General features: G+C 64.7%; 22 protein-coding genes. 6 read left to right on the plus strand and 16 right to left on the minus strand.

Annotated features, from left to right (window positions below):
• The first annotated feature begins 94 nt into the window (after positions 1-94).
• Complete coding sequence (locus tag E3T38_RS00545; RefSeq protein ID WP_134545514.1) at positions 95-1,051, plus strand: hypothetical protein; 957 nt, start codon at positions 95-97, stop codon at positions 1,049-1,051.
• Between the two features lie 16 nt (positions 1,052-1,067).
• Positions 1,068-2,438 carry an oligosaccharide flippase family protein gene (locus E3T38_RS00550; RefSeq protein ID WP_166805360.1) on the plus strand — a complete coding sequence of 457 codons (1,371 nt, stop codon included), beginning with the start codon at positions 1,068-1,070 and terminating at the stop codon, positions 2,436-2,438.
• On the opposite strand, the gene E3T38_RS00555 is transcribed toward E3T38_RS00550, so the two are convergent.
• Together E3T38_RS00555 and pip are read right to left on the minus strand one after the other, a co-directional pair.
• Entirely contained in the window at positions 2,435-3,388 is a 954-nt protein-coding gene (locus E3T38_RS00555; RefSeq protein WP_134545516.1) for a glycosyltransferase family 2 protein, read from the minus strand. The two genes, E3T38_RS00550 and E3T38_RS00555, sit on opposite strands and share 4 nt — an antisense overlap.
• 50 nt (positions 3,389-3,438) lie before the next feature.
• Entirely contained in the window at positions 3,439-4,395 is a 957-nt protein-coding gene (gene pip / locus E3T38_RS00560; protein ID WP_134545517.1) for a prolyl aminopeptidase, read from the minus strand.
• A gap of 88 nt (positions 4,396-4,483) precedes the next feature.
• On the opposite strand from pip, the gene E3T38_RS00565 reads away from it, so the two are divergent.
• Complete coding sequence (locus E3T38_RS00565) at positions 4,484-4,870, plus strand: TraR/DksA C4-type zinc finger protein (protein ID WP_134545518.1); 387 nt, start codon at positions 4,484-4,486, stop codon at positions 4,868-4,870.
• 16 nt (positions 4,871-4,886) lie between these two features.
• Here E3T38_RS00565 and E3T38_RS00570 read toward each other — a convergent pair whose 3' ends face one another.
• The 14 genes from E3T38_RS00570 to paaA form a co-directional block, all read right to left on the minus strand.
• Positions 4,887-5,582, minus strand: a complete 696-nt coding sequence (locus E3T38_RS00570) for a response regulator transcription factor (RefSeq protein WP_134545519.1) — start codon at positions 5,580-5,582, stop codon at positions 4,887-4,889.
• Complete coding sequence (locus E3T38_RS00575; RefSeq protein ID WP_134545520.1) at positions 5,579-6,841, minus strand: sensor histidine kinase; 1,263 nt, start codon at positions 6,839-6,841, stop codon at positions 5,579-5,581. Before E3T38_RS00575 ends, E3T38_RS00570 begins: the two co-directional genes overlap by 4 nt.
• Positions 6,842-6,857: 16 nt before the next feature.
• Positions 6,858-7,712, minus strand: a complete 855-nt coding sequence (locus E3T38_RS00580) for an ABC transporter permease (RefSeq protein ID WP_134545521.1) — start codon at positions 7,710-7,712, stop codon at positions 6,858-6,860.
• The gene (locus E3T38_RS00585; RefSeq protein ID WP_134545522.1) at positions 7,709-8,647 is read right to left on the minus strand and encodes an ABC transporter ATP-binding protein; all 939 of its coding nucleotides are present in this window, start codon (positions 8,645-8,647) and stop codon (positions 7,709-7,711) included. Before E3T38_RS00585 ends, E3T38_RS00580 begins: the two co-directional genes overlap by 4 nt.
• A 149-nt stretch (positions 8,648-8,796) precedes the next feature.
• Positions 8,797-10,905 carry an acyl-CoA dehydrogenase gene (locus tag E3T38_RS00590; protein WP_134545523.1) on the minus strand — a complete coding sequence of 703 codons (2,109 nt, stop codon included), beginning with the start codon at positions 10,903-10,905 and terminating at the stop codon, positions 8,797-8,799.
• 183 nt (positions 10,906-11,088) lie between these two features.
• On the minus strand, positions 11,089-12,930 hold the full coding sequence (recQ, locus tag E3T38_RS00595; protein WP_241984222.1) for a DNA helicase RecQ: 1,842 nt from the start codon (positions 12,928-12,930) through the stop codon (positions 11,089-11,091).
• A gap of 363 nt (positions 12,931-13,293) precedes the next feature.
• A complete protein-coding gene (locus E3T38_RS00600; protein ID WP_166805361.1) occupies positions 13,294-13,935 on the minus strand; it encodes a copper resistance CopC family protein in 642 nt (213 codons plus the stop codon).
• Between the two features lie 231 nt (positions 13,936-14,166).
• Positions 14,167-14,793 carry a hypothetical protein gene (locus E3T38_RS00605; RefSeq protein ID WP_134545526.1) on the minus strand — a complete coding sequence of 209 codons (627 nt, stop codon included), beginning with the start codon at positions 14,791-14,793 and terminating at the stop codon, positions 14,167-14,169.
• 154 nt (positions 14,794-14,947) lie between these two features.
• Positions 14,948-15,730: an enoyl-CoA hydratase/isomerase family protein gene (locus E3T38_RS00610; protein WP_134545527.1), complete on the minus strand. Its 783-nt coding sequence runs from the start codon at positions 15,728-15,730 to the stop codon at positions 14,948-14,950.
• Between the two features lie 65 nt (positions 15,731-15,795).
• Positions 15,796-16,941, minus strand: a complete 1,146-nt coding sequence (gene paaE / locus E3T38_RS00615; protein ID WP_134545528.1) for a 1,2-phenylacetyl-CoA epoxidase subunit PaaE — start codon at positions 16,939-16,941, stop codon at positions 15,796-15,798.
• Positions 16,941-17,486, minus strand: coding sequence for a 1,2-phenylacetyl-CoA epoxidase subunit PaaD (gene paaD, locus E3T38_RS00620; protein WP_134545529.1), 546 nt, complete (start codon positions 17,484-17,486; stop codon positions 16,941-16,943). Before paaD ends, paaE begins: the two co-directional genes overlap by 1 nt.
• Positions 17,480-18,334, minus strand: a complete 855-nt coding sequence (paaC, locus tag E3T38_RS00625) for a 1,2-phenylacetyl-CoA epoxidase subunit PaaC (protein ID WP_134545530.1) — start codon at positions 18,332-18,334, stop codon at positions 17,480-17,482. The genes paaD and paaC overlap by 7 nt, the downstream gene beginning before the upstream one ends.
• Positions 18,331-18,636 carry a 1,2-phenylacetyl-CoA epoxidase subunit PaaB gene (paaB, locus tag E3T38_RS00630; protein ID WP_134545531.1) on the minus strand — a complete coding sequence of 102 codons (306 nt, stop codon included), beginning with the start codon at positions 18,634-18,636 and terminating at the stop codon, positions 18,331-18,333. Before paaB ends, paaC begins: the two co-directional genes overlap by 4 nt.
• Positions 18,633-19,637 (minus strand): 1,2-phenylacetyl-CoA epoxidase subunit PaaA, encoded by a 1,005-nt coding sequence (gene paaA, locus E3T38_RS00635; RefSeq protein ID WP_370448962.1) that lies wholly within the window; start codon positions 19,635-19,637, stop codon positions 18,633-18,635. Before paaA ends, paaB begins: the two co-directional genes overlap by 4 nt.
• Positions 19,638-19,830: 193 nt before the next feature.
• On the opposite strand from paaA, the gene paaI reads away from it, so the two are divergent.
• The 3 genes from paaI to E3T38_RS00650 are packed head-to-tail and all read left to right on the plus strand — an operon-like array spanning position 19,831 to position 22,237.
• Positions 19,831-20,259: a hydroxyphenylacetyl-CoA thioesterase PaaI gene (gene paaI / locus E3T38_RS00640; RefSeq protein ID WP_134545532.1), complete on the plus strand. Its 429-nt coding sequence runs from the start codon at positions 19,831-19,833 to the stop codon at positions 20,257-20,259.
• 17 nt (positions 20,260-20,276) lie between these two features.
• Complete coding sequence (paaK, locus tag E3T38_RS00645) at positions 20,277-21,596, plus strand: phenylacetate--CoA ligase PaaK (RefSeq protein WP_134545533.1); 1,320 nt, start codon at positions 20,277-20,279, stop codon at positions 21,594-21,596.
• A gap of 41 nt (positions 21,597-21,637) precedes the next feature.
• Positions 21,638-22,237, plus strand: coding sequence for a TetR/AcrR family transcriptional regulator (locus E3T38_RS00650; protein ID WP_134545534.1), 600 nt, complete (start codon positions 21,638-21,640; stop codon positions 22,235-22,237).
• Positions 22,238-22,396: the final 159 nt, after the last annotated feature.

The raw sequence follows: 22,396 nt of genomic DNA on the forward strand, positions 1-22,396 counted from the left end.
ATCATCCCCCCGAGGAGGGGGGCGGGTGCGGGCGGCACGGCCTGTATAGTGGCGATTTCGTGAGAGATATTCATTGTGCAACCGGAAGCAGCTTGTGGTCTTCAATAACGTGGTCATCAACACCATCCATCGGCTTGTCACCGATCTGCGCCGAGACCCCGCCGCTCTCGCGCAGCGGGCCAAAGTCAAGCTACGCCTTGCGGGCCTGCGCCTGACCAATCGGCTGAGCCGCCGATCAGTGACAGGATCGGGCGCCGTGGTGGTAAACCTGACCTCCTTCGGCCACCGGATCGCCCTTGTGCACTATGCCCTCGAGACCATCGCCGCCGGGCGAATCCGCCCCCGGCGTCTCATCCTCTGGCTCGATGACGCCGCGGCGCTCGCGCACCCACCGGCCACACTGCGTCGTTTGCAGCGGCGCGGCCTGGAAATTCAATCCTGCCCCGACTTTGGACCGCATAAAAAACAGTTTCCATACGCCTCTTCCACACCGACGCTCCCGCTGGTGGCCGCCGACGACGACGTCTTATACCCGCGCACCTGGCTGGCCGAATTACTCGAGGCGGCCGCCCGGCATCCGCTGGAGATCGTCGGGCAGCGCGCCCACACGGTCACCTTTGACGGCGATCGGGTGGCGCTCTACTCTCGCTGGGTCGCAGCCCGCGGGACCGCCGCGAGTTATCGAACGCTCTGCACCGGCGTCTCCGGGATCTACTACCCACTCGGCCTGCTCGATGCGCTGCGCGCCGAAGGTGATGCCTTTCTGCGGGTCGCTCCGCGGGCGGACGATTTGTGGGTCTATTCGGTCGCCGTTCGGCACGGCATTCGCGCCCGTCAGGTGGGTGAGGCTCAGGCCGAGTATCCGGCCATTCCAGGTTCGCAGCGGGGCACCCTCTACCGACAGAATGTGACCGAGGGCGGCAACGATGCCCAGTTCGCGGCGTGCGTGGGCGACGTTGAACGAGAGCGGATACTGCGCGATGACCCCCGTGATTCGCTCGTGTTGCGGGCGATTCCCGCGCTTCGAGTGGTGAGCAGCGATGACACCTAGGCGACCCCGAGGGCCGATGGCCGCCCAGCGGGCCACCGACCGTACGGTCGAGCCTTCAGCGGGCTCCACCCCAGGCCGGACGGCCGCCCCGAATTCGGTGTCGCGCAACATGACGATCGCGCTGGTCGGAAACGCCTTCCCCCCCCTTGTCGCGCTGTTTTCCGGTCCGATCCTGGCCCAGGCACTCGGGGTCGACGGTCGTGGTGCTGTGGCCGCTGCGACCGCGCCTCTCGCCCTCGTGGTCACGGTAGCCACCTTTGGTGTTCCCGAAGCCGTCACGTGGGCGATCGCCCGTAACCCCACCCTGGCCCGCAACGCCTCAAACCGGGGCGTGCTCATTCTGATTATCGCGGGGCTGCTCGCCATGGGCGCCGTCGCTTTGTCAGCGGCCTGGCTCAGCGGTGGCGACCCGACGGTGCAGCAACTTATTCTGGTGGCCTGCCTGGCCATTGTGCCCAATTTGCTCGTCGGCGTATTCCGGGGAGTAGCATCCGCTACCCAAAGCTGGCGGCTGGTTGCCTTAGAGCGCATTGTGACCTCGTCTCTGCGGCTCGCTGTGCTCATTCCGTTCTGGCTCACCGGCAACCTGACGCCGCTCGTGGCGACGATCGCGGTGGCCGCGATGCCGGTGACCGGGCTGTTCGTCTACATCGGGCGCATGCGCAGCCTCGACCCACGAGCCTTTGACGTTCCGCGCGAGGCGCGCACCGCCGGACTGCTGAGCTATGGACTGCGCATCTGGGTCGGCTCGCTGTCAGGAATTCTGCTGTCCAGGCTCGACCAGGTGCTTATGACACCGTTCGCCGGCACCTATCAGCTCGGGTTGTACGTGGTCGCGGTGAGCGTGAGTGAACTACCGCTGATCATCAACCAGGCGGTGCGGGACGTGACTTTTGTGACCGATGCTGCTGATTCCGTCGACGCGCGTCTCGCCTCCTCGGCTCGCATCAGCACCATGCTGTGCGGGCTGGCCGCCGCGTTCCTCGGCATCAGCATGTTGTGGTGGCTGCCTTTTCTGTTCGGCGAGGATTTTCGCCCCGCACTGCCGGTGGCCGGTGTGCTGCTCGCTGCTGTGGTGCTCGGCACTCCCGGGTCGATCGGCGGCTCCGGCTTGAGCGCCCGCGGACGCCCAGGCCTGCGCAGCGTGTCGCTTCTGATCGCCTGCCTGGTGAATATCACCATGCTGATCGTCTTGGCACCGCCGTTCGGCGCAATGGGAGCCGCGCTGGCGACCCTGGCCGGCAACCTCATTTCAAGCAACCTGAATTTGTGGTTCATGTATCGCAAATTCAACATCAACCCACTGCAGTTCTACGGCGTGCGGCGCACCGACTTCGTGACTCTGCTCGAGTACGCCAAGCGGTTCACTCGGCGGCGCAAGCGCTAGGTCGTTCTGGTTGGGGCAGGCGTCGGCGTGGAGGCAGGTACCGGCCGGTAAGCGAGGCCGTCGCGCAGCCCGCGGGCCGCAGCCAGAAGCGGCTGCAGCGAGCTCAGCAGCTGCCGTCGTCCCCCGCGAGAAATGACCTCCCAAGCCGCTGGCACGCTGCGTCGACGCCATCTTCGGCGGTCGTCGTCGGTGAGGTTGCGAGCCGCGTAAACCAGGCGGTTGCGCACGTTGTAGTAGTAGTAGGAGTACGACTTGGCCTGGCCGGCGCTATGCTGGCCGGCGCCCTGAGTACCGCCCTGCGCGTGGGTAGCGTACGCGTCGGCGCAGACCGTGACCTCTCCCCCGGCCAACAGCACCCGGTGTGAGAGTTCGACGTCTTCCCAGTACAGAAAATAGTCGTCGCTGAACCCGCCGACCCGGCGCCAGAGGTCATCACTGATGAGCAGGCACGCGCCGCTCAGCCAGGGAGTGACCCGTATGCCCGGGTCGTCCCCTCGCTTGCGGGTGGCGCGCACGCGCCCGTCTTCGAGGTATAGATCGCTACCGTCGAACCACACCGTACCGTCCGGCCGCAGGATGCGGGGCGAGACCAGGGTGAGCGGATGCAGGGTGACGGCCTCGAGCAGGCGGGCGACCTGGTCGGTGGGGATGGCGGCATCCGGATTCAAGAGGAGAAAATGGGTGCGCCCACTCTCTTGCGCCCGCGCGACGCCGAGGTTCATCCCGCCGCCGAAGCCGCGGTTGGTCGGCGACAGCACGTGCTGCCAGCCCTCGCGCTCGGCGATCACCGCCACCCTGGCCTGCTCCGCGACGTCGGTGAAATTGTCGACGACCACGACGTGCAGGCCCGGTGCCGATCTGGACAGCGGTTGGAGATTCTCTTCGAGCAACGCTGCCGACCCGAAATTCACCACCACCACGGCGAGGGAAGCGAAGTTCGAGTCGGTCATGCGGTCAGTATCGCAGATCCGTGAGGACTGCCTGACAAATTCTCACTGGATTAGGTTGCGAAGCGGTCGGTCGCCACAATAATGGCATCGAGAATGCCGGGCTGGTCGAAGGCGTGGCCGGCATCGGGAATGAGGCAGAATTCGGCTTCCGGCCAGTTCTTGTGCAGGTCCCACGCGGTGAACGCTGGGGTGCACATGTCGTAACGGCCCTGCACGATGACGCCGGGGATGTCGGCGAGGCGGGAGGCGTTGTCGATGAGCTGGTTGGGCGTGAACCAGCCCTTGTTGGCGAAGAAATGGTTCTCGATGCGGGCGAAGGCCACCGCAAAAGCGGGGTCAGAGAAGCGGACGATCTTGTCGGGTTCCTGCAGCAGGGTAATGGTCGAGGATTCCCAGGTGGCCCACGCCACGCCAGCACGTTCGCGCACGAATTGATCGGGGTCGTGCAGCAGCCGGCCGTAGGCCTCGATCAGGTGGCCGCGTTCGTTTTCAGGAACGGGCGCGACAAAGGACTCCCACAGGTCGGGGTAGATTGCGGCGGCACCGCCCTCGTAGAACCAGTCGAGTTCAACCGGGCGCAGGGTGAAGATACCGCGTACGACGAGTTCGGTGACCTTCTCCGGGTGGGTCTCGGCGTAGGCGAGGGCGAGAGTGCTGCCCCACGATCCGCCGCACACCAGCCAACGGTCAATGCCGAGGTGCTCGCGCAGTTTCTCGAGGTCGGCCACAAGGGTCCAGGTGGTGTTGACGCCCAGGTCAACGTCGGGCTCGCTCGCGTGCGGGGTGCTGAGACCGCAACCGCGCTGATCAAATAGGATGATGCGGTACTTCGCCGGGTCAAATGCCCGACGCTGGTTCGGACCGGACCCGCCGCCCGGGCCACCGTGCAGATAGACCGCCGGCTTGCCGTCTGGGTTGCCGGAGGCTTCCCAGTAGATGGTCTGGTTGTCACCGACATCGAGCATGCCGGTTTCGTAGGGTTCGAGCTCGGGATAGAAGGTACGCATGCGACGAGCCTATTCCCCCGATCGGAGGTTGATAGATTCCACAAATCCACCGTTGGGACTAAGCGGTCGGGGCGTGCAACGATAGATCATGGCGAGCACCTCTCTCTCGGACGACGAGCTCCGGCGCTTCGACCAGGCCCTCAGGGATCAGCGCGCCTTAACGGCGACCGAGCTGAACCGGCTGGCAGAATCGCTCACGAGCGTGCGTGAGGCGCGCAGCGACGGATCGGCCGACGACGAGCACGACCCAGAAGGCCCGACTCTCTCGGGTGAGTGGTCACGAATTGTCGGTGTCCACGGCGAGTTCAATGAGAAAGTCGCCGCAATCGATCGTTCGCTTGCCCGAATCGCTGACGGGGGTTATGGCACCTGCATCCGATGCGGTAAACCCATCGGGGCCGCCCGACTGTCCGCCCTGCTGACGGCGGAGCTGTGCATCGACTGCGCCAGACTGGTCGAAGGCCGCGGTCGGTGATGAAACCGGCCGACGGTCACTGTCCGACCAGGCCCCGTTCGTAGGCCAGAATGACCGCTTGCACCCGGTCTCGAAGGCCGAGTTTGTGCAGGATTCGGCCGACATGGGTCTTCACGGTCGATTCGGAGAGAAAAAACCGCTCGGCCAGTTCCGGGTTGGACAGCCCCTCGGCGATAGCGAGAAAGACCTCCGTTTCCCGCTCAGTGAGCTGCGCGAGAGCCTGGGCTGCGCATCCGTTTTCGGCGTCGGGCTGTGGCAGGTGGGTACCAAAGAGGTCGAGCAGGCGGCGGGTCACCCGTGGTGAAACGGATGCCTCCCCCGAGACGACCGTGCGAATGGCACTGATCAGCTCCCGCGGTTCGGAGTTTTTCAGCAGGAAGCCGCTCGCGCCGGCGCGCAGACCGCCGAAGGCGTACTCGTCGAGGTCGAAGGTGGTGAGAATGATGATGCGGGTATTCGGGTGGGCCGCCATGATTTGTCGCGTAGCCTCAATGCCGTCGAGCCCCGGCATGCGCACGTCCATCAGAATGACCTGCGGGCGCGCACTCGTGGCGAGCGCGATCGCCCCCACGCCGTCGGCTGCTTCGGCGACGACGCTGAAATCGTCTTCGGCCTCGAGCACCATGCGAAAGCCCACGCGCAGGAGTGCCTGGTCGTCGACGAGCATAATGCGGATGCGTTCGGGCGGTGGGGTTGGCGCCGGTACGGTCATCTATGGTCCTCGACTAATGGTGGTTCGTCCTCGAAAGCCATCGCGGCGTGCACGCGCCATCCGTCGTGGATTCCTGCTCCGGCTTCAAAGTCGCCGCCATAAATGGACACCCGTTCCTGCATGCCGATCAAGCCGCGGCCGAACGCACGCGCGCCCGGCTCCCGGCGTTTCCGACCGTTATCGCTGATGGTGACCGCGGCAGTTCCGGGGGCCGAGTGCAACTCCACTACGACCCGTGTAGGTGTATCCGCGTATCGCAGCACGTTGGTGAGCGACTCTTGCACCAGTCGAAAAATCGTCAGCTGCACGCTCGGATTTGCCGGTTCGCGGCCGCTGCGTTCCAACACGACGGGCAGTCCGGTCGACCGGAAGGATTCGACGAGGTCAGCCAGTTGGTCGATTCCCGGCTGCGGCGAACGCGGGGCCGGCTCGATACCGACATCGAGTATGCCGAGAAGACGCCGCATCTCGGTCATCGATCGGCGCCCGGTACTGGCAATGTCGAGCATCGCCGCACGAGAGCGCTCAACGTTCTTGGGCGCGATGGCATGGGCACCGTCGGCGAGCGCCACCATAACGGACAGGCTGTGGGCGACAACGTCGTGCATTTCGGAAGCGATGCGGTTTCGCTCGGACAGGCGTGAGAATTGAGCTTGCTGGTCGCGTTCACGGGTCAGCTGCCCGGCCAGATCAACCAACGAGATCACGTAACGCCTGCTGTTTCCCACATTGACGCCAACCAGGGTCGTTGCCAGCATCATGATCCCGATCTGGATGGCCACCGGAATCCACGGTAAATCGGCCGGATTATCGGTCTGCCAGGCGACCAGACTCGCCAGCACCGTTGACGCCCCCGACCCGATCCACGCGCTGCGCGCATCGGAGTACACCGCAACCGCGTAGAGCGCGAGGAGCTGGGCGACGAGATTCGCTTCGCCATAGTCGGTGAAGGTGAGCAGGCTGATCCAGGTGATGACCAAAACGAGCCGGGGCATCCGTCGTCGAAAGATCAGGGCGACGGCCAGAAGCAGCGCGATGGCACCGTTCAGTACGATGTCGCCGCGTAGAGCAGGCTCGGCAGCCAGCCCGTTGCCCACGAGGGTGAGCGCTATCGGTACCACGTAGATCGCTGCGATCAGCGCGTCGGCCACGTGCGGATGTCGGCTCCAAAACCGCCGCACCACCCCGGATGGAGTAGGCAACGCCACCTCTCCCCCCGGCGCGAAGTCGCGCGCGGGAAAAGAGGTGTTGGTGCTCATTCTTCGATGGTACGGGTTAGGCGTCGCGTCGTTTGAGCAACAGCGCGGCCATCCCGAGGCTCACTGCCACCCACGCGAGAACGATCAGGAGCGCCTGCCAGGATTCCACCATGGTCGGGGCGATCATCTCGGAGCCGGCCACGGTGAGCATGAACGGCATCATGTCAGCAACCCACTCGACGAGTAGGGAAAACAATGACACAACCGTCGGCAGGAGCAGGATGATGCCCAGCACCGTCGCGATGCCGCCAGCGCTGCTGCGCACGATCGTGCCGATACCAACCGAGAACACCGCGATGAGCGCGAGGAACAGCACGTTGCCGAGCAATGGCATGATCACGTCGACGTCGAACAGGCTTGCAGTGACGTCCTGGGATCCCAGGATGGGGGTGGCTACGAGGAACGAGCCGAGCACACTGAACAGGCCCACCAGGAAGGTGAACCCGAACACCACGATGACCTTGGCCCAGAGCGCGGCCAAACGGTCCGGTACCGCGGTGAGCGTCGACTTGATCATGCCAGTGGAGTATTCGCCGCTGATCGAGAGCACGCCAAGAACAGCGACGATCATTTGGCCAAGGCCCAATCCGGTGGTGGAGACGATGACATACATCTGCGCGTTATCGACGGCCATGGCGGCACCGGTGGCCGGGTCGAATCCGGCCGTTTCCGGCGACAAGGCGAAGGACATCGCTACGGCGAGTCCGAGCGCGGCCACGACGACGAGGGAAAAGGTCCAGTAGGTGGAGCGCAGGCTCCAGAGCTTGATCGTTTCAGACTTGAGCAGGCCGCTGAAGCTGAGCCCGGAGCCGGTTGAAACGAAGGGGGCCAAAGAAGCGGATTGCGTTGTCTGGTGGGTCTGGGTGCTCATCGAGCGACCTCCACTTCGGTGTGGGAAGAGGCATCGCCGGTGCGATACTCCACTTCGTTCTGCGTGAGTTTCATATAGGCGTCCTCAAGGGAAGCATTGACCGCCGAGAGCTCGTGCAGGGAGATCTGGGCGGCAACGGCGCGGTCACCGATCTCGGTCACGGTCAGTCCGCTGATCTCGAGCACGTCCTGCTCGACGTTGGTGATGGTGACATCGTCCTGTGCCAGCAGGGCGGCGAGGGCCGCTGAGTGCGGTGTGCGCACGCGAACCGTGTTCTGCGCGGCCGAGGCGATGATATCGGCGACCGAGGCATCCGCTATCACCCGACCGCGGCCGAGGACGATGATGTGGTCGGCGGTGAGCGCCATCTCGCTCATCAGGTGCGAGGAGAGCAGCACGGTGCGGCCCTCGGCGGCGAGCTGTTTGGTGAGCTTGCGCACCCACTGCACGCCCTCGGGGTCGAGGCCGTTGACCGGCTCGTCCAGGATGAGGGTGGCTGGGTCGCCGAGCAACGCGGCGGCGATGCCGAGACGCTGGCCCATGCCGAGCGAGAAACCGCCGACGCGCTTACGGGCGACGGACTCCAGGCCGGTGAGGTTGATGACCTCGTGCACCCGGCTCGTGGGGATGTTATGCGTTGCGGCCATGGCGCGCAGGTGGTTGAACGCGCTACGGCCGGTGTGCACGGCCTTGGCGTCGAGCAACACTCCGACCTCACGCAGCGGCGCCTTGTGCTCGTGATACGGCTTACCGTTGACGATGACCGATCCGGCGCTGGGTCGGTCCAGACCCACGATCATGCGCATTGTGGTGGACTTGCCCGCGCCGTTCGGCCCGAGAAACCCGGTGACCTTGCCGGGCTGCACCGTGAAGTCGATCGCGTCGACCGCGGTTTTGCTTCCGTAGTGCTTGGTCAGGGACTGTGCCTGGATCACGACTGCCTCATTCCGTTGGTGGATAAGGCCCCGATTCACTGCATTGAAGCCCCCATACCAAACGGTATGGTTTACCCCTTATGTGGCGCATCAACCGTGGGGATGGTTCTGCGCCACCGGTGTCGTACCTGAGTACGACGCGCGCCGCCCTACCGTTTGACCGACTTTTCGGGTGCGGGAGCGGCCCCCGACGCCCGCCGGTCGGCGTAGTAGTCGCGCGCCTCGTTCTGGCGTTCACGTTCGATACCGCTCGCGATCGTAGCCCGCAGGTGATCTGGCGAATAGCCGAACGCGTCGACGAGATCGAGGGCATGCGGACGGATGCGCGCGATCAGCCGGTCGATGTAGGCCGTGACGGCCTGGGCCCGCTGGGCAGACAGACGTCCGTGGATGAGGTACCAGGCCAGGTTCTTCTCGACCAGGCCGAGGCCGAACAGGTCGCGCAGCCAGGTGAGCACCTGCTTGGTGCCGGCATCCGCTGTGGCGTCGAGCGCCCGGGTGAACGACTCCCACTGCAGTAGTTCGCCATGGGCGCGTGCTGCTTCGATGAGCTCGTTCTGGTGTGCGTTGAACAGGTCGGCGGCCTGCTTCTTTGGTAGTTTGGTAGCGCCGCGCAGCTTGCCGGCGACCTCACCGATCATGCTCTCGACCCGATCGGTGAGCAGCTCGCGCTGCACATCACTCTCGCGGAGGGCGCCGACCGAGCGGGCCGTTGATCCACGGTCGGCGACGGACTGGCCGAGAGTGCGGAGGCCTGTGCCGTGGTAGGCGCGACCAGCGGCGTGCTGCACGACGTAGCGGGCGAGGGCGCCGGCATCCGCTGTGGCGAATTTACGGCTGTAATCGGTGAGCAGACGCTTGGCGACGAGCTGCAGCAGCACGTTGTTGTCGCCCTCGAAGGTCGCGAAGATGTCGAGGTCGGCGCGCAGCCCCACGAGGCGGTTCTCGGCCATGAAGCCGGCGCCGCCGCAGGCTTCACGGGCTTCCTGCAGGGTGTCGAGCGCATGCCAGGTGGAGAGTGGCTTGAGCGCGGCGGCGAGGGTCTCGAGGTCTTGCCGGTCATCGTCGGTGTCGGCTTTGCCGCTGAACACGTCGTCGAACTTCACCAGAAATTCGTCGTGTGCGAAGGTCTGGGCGTACGTCGTGGCAAGGCGCGGAAACAACCGGCGCTGGTGCCGCTGGTAGTCGAGGATGACCTCCTCGTCAGTGTCGCTGCCGGCGGTGAACTGCCGACGCTGGCTTCCATAGGTGATTGCGATGGTCAGGGCCAGAGCGGATGCCGCGGTGGCGGCCCCGTCGAGTGACACGCGCCCCTGCACCAGTGTGCCCAGCATCGTGAAGAAACGACGCCCGGGGCTTGATATCGGGCTGGAGTAGGTACCGTCCTGGGCGACGTCGCCGTACCGGTTGAGCAGGTTTTCACGCGGGATGCGCACGTCGGTAAAGTGCAGGCGACCATTGTCGATGCCGTTGAGCCCCCCCTTCAAACCGTCGTCCTCGCCGCCGACACCGGGCAGAAAGTCGCCGTTTTCATCGCGAATCGGCAAATAAAAGGCGTGCACACCGTGGTTGACGCCCTGGGTGATGAGTTGCGCGAACAAGACGGCGGCGATGCCGTCCTTCGCGGCGTTGCCGAGGTAATCCTTCCAGGCAGCGCGAAACGGGGTGTTGACGACGAACTCGCCGGTGGCGGCGTCGAAGGTCGCGGTGGTCGCGATGCTCGCCACGTCGGAGCCGTGACCGATTTCGGTCATGGCGAACGCGCCCGGCACGCTCAGGTCCATGATGCCGGGAAGGTACTTATCGTGGTGCGGCTTGGTGCCGAGGTGCAGCACAGCGGCGCCGAACAAGCCCCACTGAACGCCGCCCTTGATCTGCAGACTCGGGTCGGCAATGACGAGTTCTTCAAAGCCCGCAATGTTTCCACCGTGGTCGTCCTGACCGCCCAGGTGCTTGGGAAAGGCGCGCAGTACGTGGCCGTTGGCTGCGAGTACCTTGAGCTGCTCGAGAACGCGCAGCCGGTGGTCAGCCATGGAGAGGCCCTCGATGCGCTGCATATCGGGGCGAGCGGTCACTTCTCGGGCGGCGAGGCGCACATCCGCCCAGGTGCCGAGCAGCTGGCGCCCGAGTTGTTCGACGTTGACTGCGGGGGCGGTCGGATCACCGATGGACTTGATGGGTCCCGTGTCAATACTGGGATCGAGGCTGGGATCGATCGTCGTCGATCGGGTACTGGAGCGCTGTTTCGTGTCAACCATGGGTGGTCCTAACTGTTCGCGCGAAAGTGATGATCGCAACGTTAGGGCCGCATGGTCGTGGTCGTGAAACGCGCGGTGCGGGGGCAACAACGAGAGATGCCGCCCCGGCATCCGTTTTGTAGGTTTACTACAACTTGGAGCCGTGCACACCTGCGCTCCCACACAAATAGCGCACCGTTACGATCACGCGGAAGTCGCGACGACCTCGAGCAGGGCTGCGCCGTAGGCTTCGAGTTTCTTAGCACCGATACCGGTGATGCCATCGAGCGCGGCGAGCGTGGTGGGGCCTGCTGCGGCCACAGCAATGAGGGTCGCGTCCCCGAAGACGATGTAGGCGGGAACGCCCTGCTCCTTTGACTCGGCCGAACGCCACACGCGCAGCGCTTCGAACAGGGTCTCCTGGGCCGTGCTGAGGTCGGCGGCCGCGACTTTCGCTGCGCTCGGGCGGCGGGCGGCGCTGGAACGTGCGGGGCGGTCGGGTTCGCGCCGCAGTCGCACATCGCGACTGCCCCCCAGAACTTCGGCGGCGGTATCCGTCAGCACGAGGGTTCCGTATTCTCCGGAGGTAGCGAGCAGCCCCTGGGCCAGCATTTGGCGCACGACGCCACGCCAGGCCTGGTCGCTGAGATCGGCGCCAAGGCCCCAGGTGCTTAGTTCGGTATGCCGGTATTGGGTGGCGCGGGGGGTTTCTTTGCCGCGGAGGATGTCAATGAGGTGGCCGGCGCCGAACTTCTGGTTGCGTTCGCGGTGCAGGCGAACGATGGTGGAAAGCAGTTTCTGGGCGGGGATGGTGCCGTCCCAGGCTTCGGGGGGTTCCAGGCAGGTGTCGCAGTTGCCGCAGGGTTCGCTGGTCTGGCCGAAGTAGCGCAGCAGGTTGACTCGGCGGCAGTGCACGGTTTCGCAGAGGGCGAGCATGGCGTCGAGGTGGGCGGAGAGTTTGCGCCGATGGCCGAGGTCGCCCGGCGATTCGTCGATCATGCGACGCTGTTGCACGACGTCTTGCAGGCCGTAGGCGAGCCAGGCCGTGGCCGGGGCGCCGTCGCGGCCGGCGCGACCGGTCTCCTGGTAGTAGCCCTCGACCGATTTGGGCAGGTCGATGTGGGCGACGAAGCGCACGTCGGGCTTGTCGATCCCCATACCGAACGCGATCGTGGCCACGATGACGACGCCCTCTTCGCGAAGGAACCGGGACTGGGTGCGGGCGCGCAGTCCCGCGTCGAGCCCGGCGTGATACGGCAGCGCATTGACGCCGTTCTGACGCAGAAACTCGGCGGTCTGGTCGACCGTCTTGCGGCTGAGCGCATAGACGATTCCGGCGTCGCCGGGGTGCTCCGTCTTGAGGAAAGACAACAGTTGCTTGCGCACCTCGGCCTTACCGACGATGCGGTACTGAATATTGGGCCGGTCGAAGCTCGCCACGAAATGCTTGGCGTTGCCCATCTGCAGGCGGGTCGTGATTTCCTGGTGCGTGGCGTCCGTCGCGGTGGCGGTGAGGGCGATGCGCGGCACGTCCGGCCAGCGGTCGGCGAGTTCGCTGAGCGCGAGGTAGTCCGGCCGAAAATCGTGTCCCCACTGCGACACGCAGTGGGCCTCGTCGATGGCGAACAGAGCGATGGTACCGCGCTCGAGCAGCCGTTTGGTTGCCTCATTCGACAGGCGCTCCGGGGCGACGTAGAGCAGGTCGAGGTCACCGTTCAGGTAGTCGCGTTCGACCTGGTTGCGAGTCTGCGAATCCTGGCTGGAATTGAGGAACTCGGCGCGCACACCCACGGCGGTGAGGGCATCCACCTGGTCTTGCATCAGGGCGATGAGGGGTGAGACGACGATGCCGGTACCGGGTCGCACGAGCGCGGGAATTTGGTAACACAGGCTCTTTCCGCCGCCGGTGGGCATGAGCACGACGGCGTCCTTGCCGTCGACGACCTGGGCAATGATCTCAGCCTGGTCGCCGCGAAACGAGTCGTAGCCGAACACGGTGTGCAGGGCTTCGGCTGCGGTGGCGAACTTGCGGGTCGCTGCGCGCATCGGCGTGGCGGACCAGGTGGCCGCAGCCCCGCTGCGTTGGCTCGAAGCGGGTGCTACGGCCGGCTGGACCGGCTGCCGCCCGACAGGCTGGCTGGCAGCGTATTCCCGGTCCGACTCTGGCGGTGGAGCGTCGTAATCGTCGGGGGCATCGGAGTCGCTCGGGCCGTCGAAGTCACTTGGGCCGCCGAAGTTCCTGGGTGGTTCAACGTCGTCGGGGTTCCAGGGCAGCTCAGCGTTCCAACTCACCTGCATAACTTTACCCGGCCCCCCTGACACGTTTCCGCGCGCCAATCCGATCCGCGACAGCGGGTAACTGGGTGCTTCGCTGTATCTGAAGCAAGCATTTACCCGCTGTCTGGTGAGTCAGCTACGGCGTGTGCGGCGCAGGACGAGCAGGGTCACTGCGCCAGCGAGCAGGACCGCACCGATGGCTCCGCCGATCCAGGCGATGGTTGGCAGGGGGCTGTCGCTGGCGGCACTCGATCCGGTGTCCGCGGTGACGTCCGTGGGGGCGGCATCCGCTTCGATTCCGCACGAGGCAGCCGCGGTCGCACCGTCAGCGAGTGTTTGGCCCGGGGTTGGCTTCCAGGTGAAAGTGAACTCGTCTGAGATCGAGTGGCCATCGGTGGAGACCGTCTGCCAGATCACCGTGTATTGGCCGGCCGCACCGAGCTGCGCCGCGGTTTCGATCGTGGCACCGGAGACCGTTGCGCACCCGTCACCGTAGAACAGCGGCGCACTGGCCGGCCCGGTGACGACCATCGCAGCCCCGGAGCCGGATGCGCCGAGATCGAGCAACTGGTCACTCGTGGTGACGGAGAATACACCGGGCTGCTCGGTCACCACCGCGTCGGCCGCCGGTGAGGAACCGACGACGCTGTTGTGAGCGGATGCCGGGGCCGCGCCCCAGCCCAGAGCCGCTGCAGCTACGACGACCGCGAATACGGCTCGGGCCGCACTGCGGGTGGCCGAAGCTGTCTGCCGGCGGGTCGGCTTCTGGTGCACAGTTCGAGGGAGGGGCGTTGTCGCTCCGTGAGGCGTCGTGTTGGCGCGCACGGTGCTAGACCGACTGCTTGCGTTGGGCGGTGGCGGCCGGTGTAGCGGCGGCACCGCGAGGGGTCGTGAACTTCATGATTGTCCTTTAGCGTGGGGTGCCCGGCGCTGACCGAACGGGGCCGGAGCGGCCTGTGCTCTGCGTTCGGTGCGGCGGGGAAAATGGTCTGGTTCGTGGCTGTGTCAGGCAAAGAACGCGCTGGACGGCGGGCCACGATGCCGCATGGCCGACAACACGAGAACCAGATCGCGCGGCGCGAACACCGGCGCCTCGTGCCCGATGCGAAGCGGCGCCGCGACCGGCACGACCACCGGTGTGGGGACGTACAGGGTGCGCATGCCCAGGCGAACGCTTTCGACGAGGCCCCAGAACGCGCGCTCCCCAGAACGCAGCACCAGAATAGTGATGATGGCGGCTCCGAGGTGGGCGACCCACATGGTGGCACCGTCATGCGTGACATCAGCGCCCCCGCCCGGTGCGAGCGGGCCGATCAGACCGGGCAGCGCCGCATGCTGGTGGGTACCCGAAGCGGCGAGGGCTTCGGCGCCGAGCGCACCACCGGGTGCGCCGAGTGAAAACAGTCCGTGAAAGATGAGCTGGCTGATCAGCACGGATGCGGTGCCACGCCAGAATGACAGGGTACGACCCGAGAGAGCGACGCACACCATGCCAGCGAAGGCGAGCGATACGACGATCGCCAGCAGACCGGGTACTGAGTCACCACCGAGCGTGTGCGACAGGGCGGCGGCAAAGGTTGAGAACACGGCAACGATCCAGCCGCGTGCGAAGCGGGCCCAGCGTGTGTGCATGACGGCCCTCTCCGGTATCGTCCAGGGTGACTTTTTCGAGCAATCTCCTTCAGAGTAACTGACAGACCTTGCAAAAAGACTGGTGGGAGCTAGTGATCGACCACGGTCGGCAAGTCGTCGTGGACCGAGCGGGCCGTCGGCATCAACTTTCGGCTCAGTGCGGGCAGGCGCGCCCGGTGAAGGCGGGCTTGCGCTTTTGTTGGAACGCGGCGAAACCCTCGCGGTAATCGCCCGTGGCGCAGAGCGCGGCCTGGGCGGCGTTTTCGTCGCTCATGCTCTGCCAGAGTCCAAGGCGTTCGTCGCGCAGCGATTGCACGAGCGCCTTGCTCGCAAGAAAAGCCTGAGTGGCACCGGATGCCGCGCGCGCGGCTGCCTGCACGGTCGCCGCGTTCAGCTCTGCCGCTGCAAAAACCTGGCTGAACAGGCCGCCGGCGACGGCCTCGGCTCCAGACATAAGGCGTCCGCTGTAGATCAGATCGAGGGTGCGATGCGCGCCGAGGCGGTCGACGAAGAGGGCGTGTCCACCCGAATCGAGGGTGGCGCCGAGGTTGGCGAACGGTGAACCGATCTTGGCGGTATCGGCGACATAGACGACGTCGGTGGCGATGAGCAGGCCGAGGCCCACTCCAAGACACGCGCCATGGGCGGCCGCGAAGGTCGGTGCCGGAAACCTGCTCATGCGCTGCAGCAGCGGGGTGACCAGATCATCGAGGTAGCCGAGTACGTCGTCGGTGCCCGGGTCGACCGCCGAGATATCGCGGCCGGCGCAGAAGGCCCGGCCCACGCCGCTCAGTACGAGTGCGCGCACGCCAGCCCGCTCAGCCTCCTGGTAAGCCGCGTCGAGTTCGACGATTGCGGCCTCATCGAGGGCGTTGAGTTTGTCGGGCGCGTTCAGCACCATGTGGGCGACGTCGTTGTCTATTGAGAGCTCAATCATGGCATCCGCTTTCTGCACTGTTGAATGTCTGGCTGTCAGATGTTGTGCTGTCAGATGTTGTGCTGTCACGTGTCGTAGTCGACGACGACGGTGTCGGTGGTCGGATGCGACTGGCAGGTCAGGACATAGCCGCGAGCGAGTTCTTCGGGCTCGAGCGCGTAGTTCTCGGTCATGGTGACGTCGCCGCTGACCAGTTTGGCGCGGCAGGTTCCGCAGACGCCTCCGGCGCAGGCGAAGGGAACGTCGGGCCGCACCCGCAGGGCAGCATTCAGAATGCTCTCGTTCGCGTTTACCGGGGTGGTGACCGTGTTGCTCTGGCCGTCGAGTGTGAACTCGATCTGATAGGTCTTGTCCCCCGTGCCGATGATGACCGGCCGACCGCGGTCACCGTGTGCGGCCGAGGGTTTGCCGGTGGTGAACAGCTCGAAGCGCACGTGCGACCGATCCACGCCGGTACTCTCAAGCGTGTCGCGGCAGAGCTGCACCAATTCGAACGGACCACATAGAAACCACTCATCGACCGTAGCGGGGCGCAGGATCGTGTCGAGCATGCGCCGAAATTTCTGCTCATCGATGCGGCCGGAGAGCAACGAGGATGAGCGCTGCTCGCGAGAGAGCACGTGATAGAGCGCGAGACGGGCCGGGTAACGGTCCTTGAGCTCGGCAAGTTCGTCGAGGAACATCACGTCGAGCGCGGTGCGGTTGGTGTAGACGAGGGTGAACATCGACGTCGGTGAGGCAGCGAGCACGGTGTGCGCGAGCGCCATGAGCGGGGTGATTCCCGAACCGGCGGCCACTCCAACGATGTGCTTATGACTTCGTCCCTGCAGGGTGGAAACGAAGCTGCCCTGCGGGCTCATCACGTCGAGTGTGTCCCCGGCATGCAGCTCGCTGTTGGCCCAGGTGGAGAACGCGCCGCCAAGGCCGCGTTTGATCGCGACACTGATCTGGCCGGATGTCTCGGGGCGGCAGATCGAATAGCTGCGACGCAGCTCCTTACCGTCAATCGTGGCGCGCAGGGCGAGATGCTGGCCGGGCAGGTAGTTGAACGCGCCCTGCAGTTTGGGGGGAACGATGAAAGTGACTTCGACGCTGTCGGCCGTGAGCGGGCGCACTTCAGCCACCGTCAAGGTGTGAAAGCGGGCGCGGTGCTTGACCGGCGCCAGAGTCGTGGCGGTCTGCGTGGTGGATTCGAGACGTGTTGCGGCCATTAGAGCACCTTGAAGTAGTCGAACGGCTCGAGGCAGTCTCGGCATTCGTAGAGGGACTTGCAGGAGGTGGAACCGAAGTGCGCGAGCTCGCGGGTGTTGAGTGAAGAGCAGCGCGGGCACTTGACGGCCATTTTCAGACGAATCGGGCCAGCCGGGCCGGAACCACGCACGGTCGCGTGCCCGGTTGGGGCGGCGATGCCGTATTCGCGGAGTTTATTCATACCGATCTCGCTCATCCAGTCGGTGGTCCAGGCCGGGCTGAGTACGAGCCGCACCGACACATTCTCGTAGCCAGCGCTCGCAAGCACCGCCAGGACGTCGTCGCGCATGGCGTCCATGGCGGGGCATCCGCTGTAGGTCGGCGTCAGGGTCACCGCGACAGCATCGCTGGTGACCCTGACCGACCGCAGCACACCGAGATCTTCGATGGTGAGTACCGGAATCTCGGGGTCGACGACCTGCGCGGCGATCGTCCAGGCGGCGAGCGAAGCCGCATCGATGGGACGCGGGCGCGAGATCGCCTCACGCGCGGCGGCGGTCACCATGATGCTCCGGGGTGGGCGCGGGTGAGCACCTGCATCTCGGCGAGGAGAAAAGCGAGGTGTTCGGAATGTTTTCCGATGCGGCCTCCGCCCGAGGCGACGAATCCGCTAGGGAGTTCGACTTCGGCTTCGGCGAACACCGGTGCGATGGCGGCGTCGAAGGCGGGGCGCAGGCTCGACGGGCGCACCGCGATTCCTTCGAGGCGATCGATGAGTGGTTCGTCCCGGAAGATCTCGTCGACGTAGGGCCACAGGTCGGACAGAGCGGTGATCATTCGGCGACGCGATTCGTCGGTGCCCTGCGCGAGGCGCAGCACCCATTGGGTCGCGTGGTCGCGGTGGTAGTCGACCTCTTTCACTGCCTTGGCGGCGATCGCGGCAAGCGTTTGATCAGCGGATGCCCGCAGCCGGCTGTACAGCTCGAACACGTAGTGGGACACGACGAACTGGCGTGCGATCGTGTGTGCGAAGTCACCGTTGGGCTGCTCGACAATGTGCAGCGACCGAAAATCGGGCTCGGTACGCCAGTAGGCGAGGTCATCTTCAGTGCGGTTCGTCGCGGTTCCGGCGTAGTGCAGCAGGGACCGGGCGTGGCCGATCAGGTCGAGGGCGACGTTGCCGAGGGCGACGTCTTCTTCAAGCTCGGGTGCGCGGGAGATCCAGGCGCCAAGCTGCTGGGCCAGGACCAGCGCGTCATCGCCGAGCCACAGGGCGTACTCCGCGATGTCGGGTGTCGCGTTCGACGTGCCCTCGATGAGTTCAGCGTCGAGGGTGGTGACAGCGACGGCGACGTGACCGTGGTCGTCGGCATCCGCTTCGGCGCTGTCAATGCTCACAGTGTCCTCGTTCATAGGTGCTTCACGCCTTCACTCTTGGAGTAGTAGCTCGCGTGGCGGTAGCTCTTGCCGGCGGATGATTCGAAGAAGGCGCCCTTGGCGTCTGGATCACTCGTGGTGATGGCCGCGGCGGGAACGACCCAGACCGAGACGCCCTCACTGCGGCGGGTGTACAGGTCACGGGCATTGCGCACGGCGAGAGTTTCGTCGGGAGCGTGCAGGGAGCCAACGTGTACGTGGCTGAGGCCGCGGTTGGAGCGCACGAAGACCTCCCAGAGGGGCCAGATTTCAGAAGCCGAATCGCCAGGAGTGGTCATTTGGATGCCGTTTCTTCGGTTCGTGCAAACTGTTTGCGGGCGGTTTGTTTAATGGCATAGGCTGCGGCGGCTTCGCGCACCCACGCGCCGTTTTCGTGGGCGTCGCGTCGACGCTGAAGACGCTGGGCGTTGTTCGGGCCGCGACCGGCGAGCACCTCGTGAAACTCGGTCCAGTCGATCTCACCAAGATCCCACTGCTGGGTTTGGTCGTTGAAGTGCAGGTCGGGGTCGGGCAGGGTGACGCCGAGCACGGCCGCCTGGGGAACAAGCATGTTCACGAAGCGCTGACGCAGTTCGTCGTTGGAGTGACGCTTGATCTTCCACGCCATGGACTGCGCGGAGTTGGGCGAGTCGTCGTCGGGCGGCCCGAACATCATGAGCGCGGGCCAGTACCACCGGTTGACCGACTCCTGGGCCATCTGGCGCTGCTCTTTGGTACCGGCCATAAGTTCGAGCAGAATCTCGAAGCCCTGACGCTGGTGGAAGGATTCTTCCTTGCAGATGCGCACCATCGCACGACCGTAGGGACCATACGAGGCGCGGCAGAGAGGCACTTGGTTGCAGATAGCGGCACCGTCGACCAGCCATCCGATCGAGCCCATGTCGGCCCAGGTCGGAGTCGGGTAATTGAAGATCGACGAGTATCGCGCCTTGCCAGCGATGAGGGCATCCGTCATGTCATCGCGGGTGGCGCCGAGGGTCTGCGCGGCGGAATAGAGGTAGAGGCCGTGGCCGGCTTCGTCTTGCACCTTGGCCATGAGAATGGCTTTGCGCTTGAGGCTCGGGGCGCGAGTGATCCAGTTCGACTCGGGCTGCATGCCGATGATCTCCGAGTGTGCGTGCTGCGAGATTTGGCGCACGAGTGACTTACGGTACCCCTCAGGCATCCAATCGCGCGGTTCGATGCGCGAGTCGGCTTCGATCAAGTCGTTGAACTGCTGCTCTTCGACGCTGATATCGGCGGTTGCGCTTGTATCGGGCGTGATGGTGCTTGTCATCATCGGCTCCTGGTCTGCGTTGACTGCGGTGATCGTGGTTGGTTTCGTGCACAAGCGGACGGCGCTACGGTGGCGCACGCTAGCAATGTCGCGCACGGATGCGCAATTTATTACCGACCGATCGTTCAGTTAGTATATAGTCACATTATCGGCCGGGCAACCCCGACCGAAACGGCCACTCAACGAGGAGAACCGAATGACCGAACCGCGCTCTGTCGGCAGCCAGGCGATGATGAAGCGCGACCGGGCATCCGCTTCTCTTGGAATGATCGTGCACCAAAACGAACCGGGCTACTCGGTGGTATCCATGGTCGTACGTGACGACATGCTCAATGGGTTTGATGTGACCCACGGCGGTTTCGTGTTCGCCCTCGCCGATACGGCGTTCGCCATTGCCTGCAATGATTCACACCACGTCACGCTGGCCGCTGGCGCGGACATCACATTTCTGGCGTCGACCACGAGCGGCCAGAATCTCACCGCGACCGCGCTGCTGCGCGTGAAGAGCGGCCGCAGTGGCATCTATGACGTACGGATCACCGTCGACAACGACGTGACCATCGCCGAATTTCGCGGTCACAGCCGCACCACCAACTTGCCCGTTCCCGACCGCAGCCACCTCTAACCCTTTTGGAAGGCACTATGTCAACGCTGACTAAGACCCGTCTGCACGCACCAGCACTCGACGAACTCGACGCGGCCGAGCGGATGTCTCAGGGCGAGATCCGCGAGCTGCAACTGATTCGGTTACAGAACACCGTGCGGCACGCCTACGAGAATGTACCCCTCTATACGCGCAAATTTGATGCTGCCGGTGTTCACCCCGGCGACATTCGCACCTTGGAAGATATCTCGCTCTTGCCCTTCACCACCAAAGACGACCTGCGGATCTCCTACCCATTCGGCATGTTCGCGGTACCGATGGGCCGGGTCGCGCGCATTCACACATCGTCAGGGACAACCGGCCTGCCGACCGTGGTCGGGTACACCAAGAACGACCTCGCTATGTGGGCTGGTCTGGTAGCCCGCAGCCTGCGTGCGTCTGGCGTGCGCCCGGGAATGAAGGTGCACAACGCCTACGGCTACGGTTTGTTCACGGGCGGGCTCGGTGCCCATGCCGGCATTGAAGCGCTAGGCGCTTGCGCCATTCCCATGTCGGGCGGCCAGACCAACAAACAGGTCCAGATGATCACCGACTTCGAGCCCGATGTCATCCTGTCAACGCCCAGCTACCTACTCACGATCACCGATGCCATGGTTGCTGCCGGACTTGATCCACGCCGCTCGAGCCTGAAGGCCGGCGTGCTCGGTGCAGAGCCGTGGACCAACCAGATGCGTCTGGAACTTGAGGACCGCCTCGATTTCGATGCGCTCGACATCTATGGCCTCAGCGAGGTCATGGGGCCTGGTGTCGGCAATGAGTGCATCGAGTCCAAGGACGGCCCACATCTTTGGGAAGATCACTTTCTGCCCGAGATCATCAATGGTGACACCGGACGCAGCCTGCCCGATGGAGAAACCGGTGAGCTCGTCTTCACGTCGCTGACCAAGGAGGCCTTTCCGGTCATCCGCTACCGCACCCGCGACTTGACTCGATTACTGCCCGGCACCGCGCGGCCGGGAATGCGCCGTATGGAAAAGATCACCGGCCGCAACGACGACATGATCATTCTGCGCGGGGTGAACCTGTTCCCGACCCAGATCGAGGAGATCGTTCTCGGAATCGAGCACCTCTCCCCGCACTTCGTACTCGAGTTGACGCGACCGTCGCGCATGGACGAGCTCACCGTACGCATCGAGCGACACGAGCACGCCAATGATGCCTCATCGGCCATTGCCCGTGCGTTGCTCATCGCCCTGATCAAGGATCGGATCGGATCGAGCGTGAACGTGCTTATAGTCGAACCCGGCACCCTGCCGCGCAGTGCCGGGAAGCACAAACGCGTCTACGACCTACGCTAGCCGGTCATGGTGGGTACGCCTGCGTGAGAGACTCAAGTCCTATGCCTGACGTACACCCACCAAAACGCGGCCGCCCCGGCTATGACCAGCGCGCCATTCTTGAGATCGCCGTGACCGCGTTCAACGAATTCGGTTACGACGCAACCTCGATGGGAGTGCTCGCGACGCGGCTGGCCCTGTCGAAGGCTGCTATTTATCACCACTTCACCTCCAAGGATGAAGTGCTCCAGCTCGCCCTTGATGAAGCCCTCAACGGTCTCGAGGGCGTGCTGCTCGAGTCTGGCGCGCTGACCGGTAGTGCGATTGACCGCCTGGCCTACGTGCTTCGGGGCGCCGTGCACATTTTGACGTCTCGGCTTCCGTATGTCACCCTACTGCTGCGTGTGCGTGGTAACACGGAGGTCGAGCGCTTGGCGCTCACCCGTCGCCGTGCCTTTGACCGAGCGGTCTCTGCCCTGGTCATCGAAGCCCGTGATGAGGGCTCATTGCGCAGGGACATCGACCCGCGCGTCGTCACGCGACTGCTCTTCGGCATGGTCAATTCGATCGCCGAGTGGTATCGCCCCGAGGGTCCCGAAGACGCCGGTCACCTCGCGGACGACGTGCTTGCCGTAGCCCTGGACGGCCTCCGCCGCCGTTAGTTCTTGAACGAAAAGAGGCCACGCACACCGTGCGTGGCCTCTTCTGTTCGCTTAACACATAACAACCACCCGGGGTGGTTGTTAACGCAGAAAAGCCATCCCGTGAGGGATGGCTTTTCTGGTGTTTCTAAGTTAAGTCCGGCGGTGTCCTACTCTCCC

This window comes from Cryobacterium sp. Hb1 (genome assembly GCF_004403585.1).
GTDB lineage: Bacteria > Actinomycetota > Actinomycetes > Actinomycetales > Microbacteriaceae > Cryobacterium > Cryobacterium lyxosi.

Bases quoted from the DNA above. Each gene is read 5' to 3' on its own strand.
- E3T38_RS00650 (WP_134545534.1), top strand. From the start codon at position 21,638: ATGCCTGACGTACACCCACCAAAACGCGGCCGCCCCGGCTATGACCAG.
- E3T38_RS00565 (WP_134545518.1), top strand. From the start codon at position 4,484: ATGGCGAGCACCTCTCTCTCGGACGACGAGCTCCGGCGCTTCGACCAG.
- paaD (WP_134545529.1), bottom strand. From the start codon at position 17,486: ATGGTGACCGCCGCCGCGCGTGAGGCGATCTCGCGCCCGCGTCCCATC.
- paaA (WP_370448962.1), bottom strand. From the start codon at position 19,637: ATGATGACAAGCACCATCACGCCCGATACAAGCGCAACCGCCGATATC.
- paaB (WP_134545531.1), bottom strand. From the start codon at position 18,636: ATGACCACTCCTGGCGATTCGGCTTCTGAAATCTGGCCCCTCTGGGAG.
- E3T38_RS00575 (WP_134545520.1), bottom strand. From the start codon at position 6,841: ATGAGCACCAACACCTCTTTTCCCGCGCGCGACTTCGCGCCGGGGGGA.
- paaI (WP_134545532.1), top strand. From the start codon at position 19,831: ATGACCGAACCGCGCTCTGTCGGCAGCCAGGCGATGATGAAGCGCGAC.
- pip (WP_134545517.1), bottom strand. From the start codon at position 4,395: ATGCGTACCTTCTATCCCGAGCTCGAACCCTACGAAACCGGCATGCTC.
- E3T38_RS00550 (WP_166805360.1), top strand. From the start codon at position 1,068: ATGGCCGCCCAGCGGGCCACCGACCGTACGGTCGAGCCTTCAGCGGGC.
- E3T38_RS00555 (WP_134545516.1), bottom strand. From the start codon at position 3,388: ATGACCGACTCGAACTTCGCTTCCCTCGCCGTGGTGGTGGTGAATTTC.
- recQ (WP_241984222.1), bottom strand. From the start codon at position 12,930: ATGCGCGCAGCGACCCGCAAGTTCGCCACCGCAGCCGAAGCCCTGCAC.
- E3T38_RS00580 (WP_134545521.1), bottom strand. From the start codon at position 7,712: ATGAGCACCCAGACCCACCAGACAACGCAATCCGCTTCTTTGGCCCCC.
- paaE (WP_134545528.1), bottom strand. From the start codon at position 16,941: ATGGCCGCAACACGTCTCGAATCCACCACGCAGACCGCCACGACTCTG.
- E3T38_RS00605 (WP_134545526.1), bottom strand. From the start codon at position 14,793: ATGCACACACGCTGGGCCCGCTTCGCACGCGGCTGGATCGTTGCCGTG.
- E3T38_RS00610 (WP_134545527.1), bottom strand. From the start codon at position 15,730: ATGATTGAGCTCTCAATAGACAACGACGTCGCCCACATGGTGCTGAAC.
- E3T38_RS00570 (WP_134545519.1), bottom strand. From the start codon at position 5,582: ATGACCGTACCGGCGCCAACCCCACCGCCCGAACGCATCCGCATTATG.
- E3T38_RS00590 (WP_134545523.1), bottom strand. From the start codon at position 10,905: ATGGTTGACACGAAACAGCGCTCCAGTACCCGATCGACGACGATCGAT.
- paaK (WP_134545533.1), top strand. From the start codon at position 20,277: ATGTCAACGCTGACTAAGACCCGTCTGCACGCACCAGCACTCGACGAA.
- paaC (WP_134545530.1), bottom strand. From the start codon at position 18,334: ATGAACGAGGACACTGTGAGCATTGACAGCGCCGAAGCGGATGCCGAC.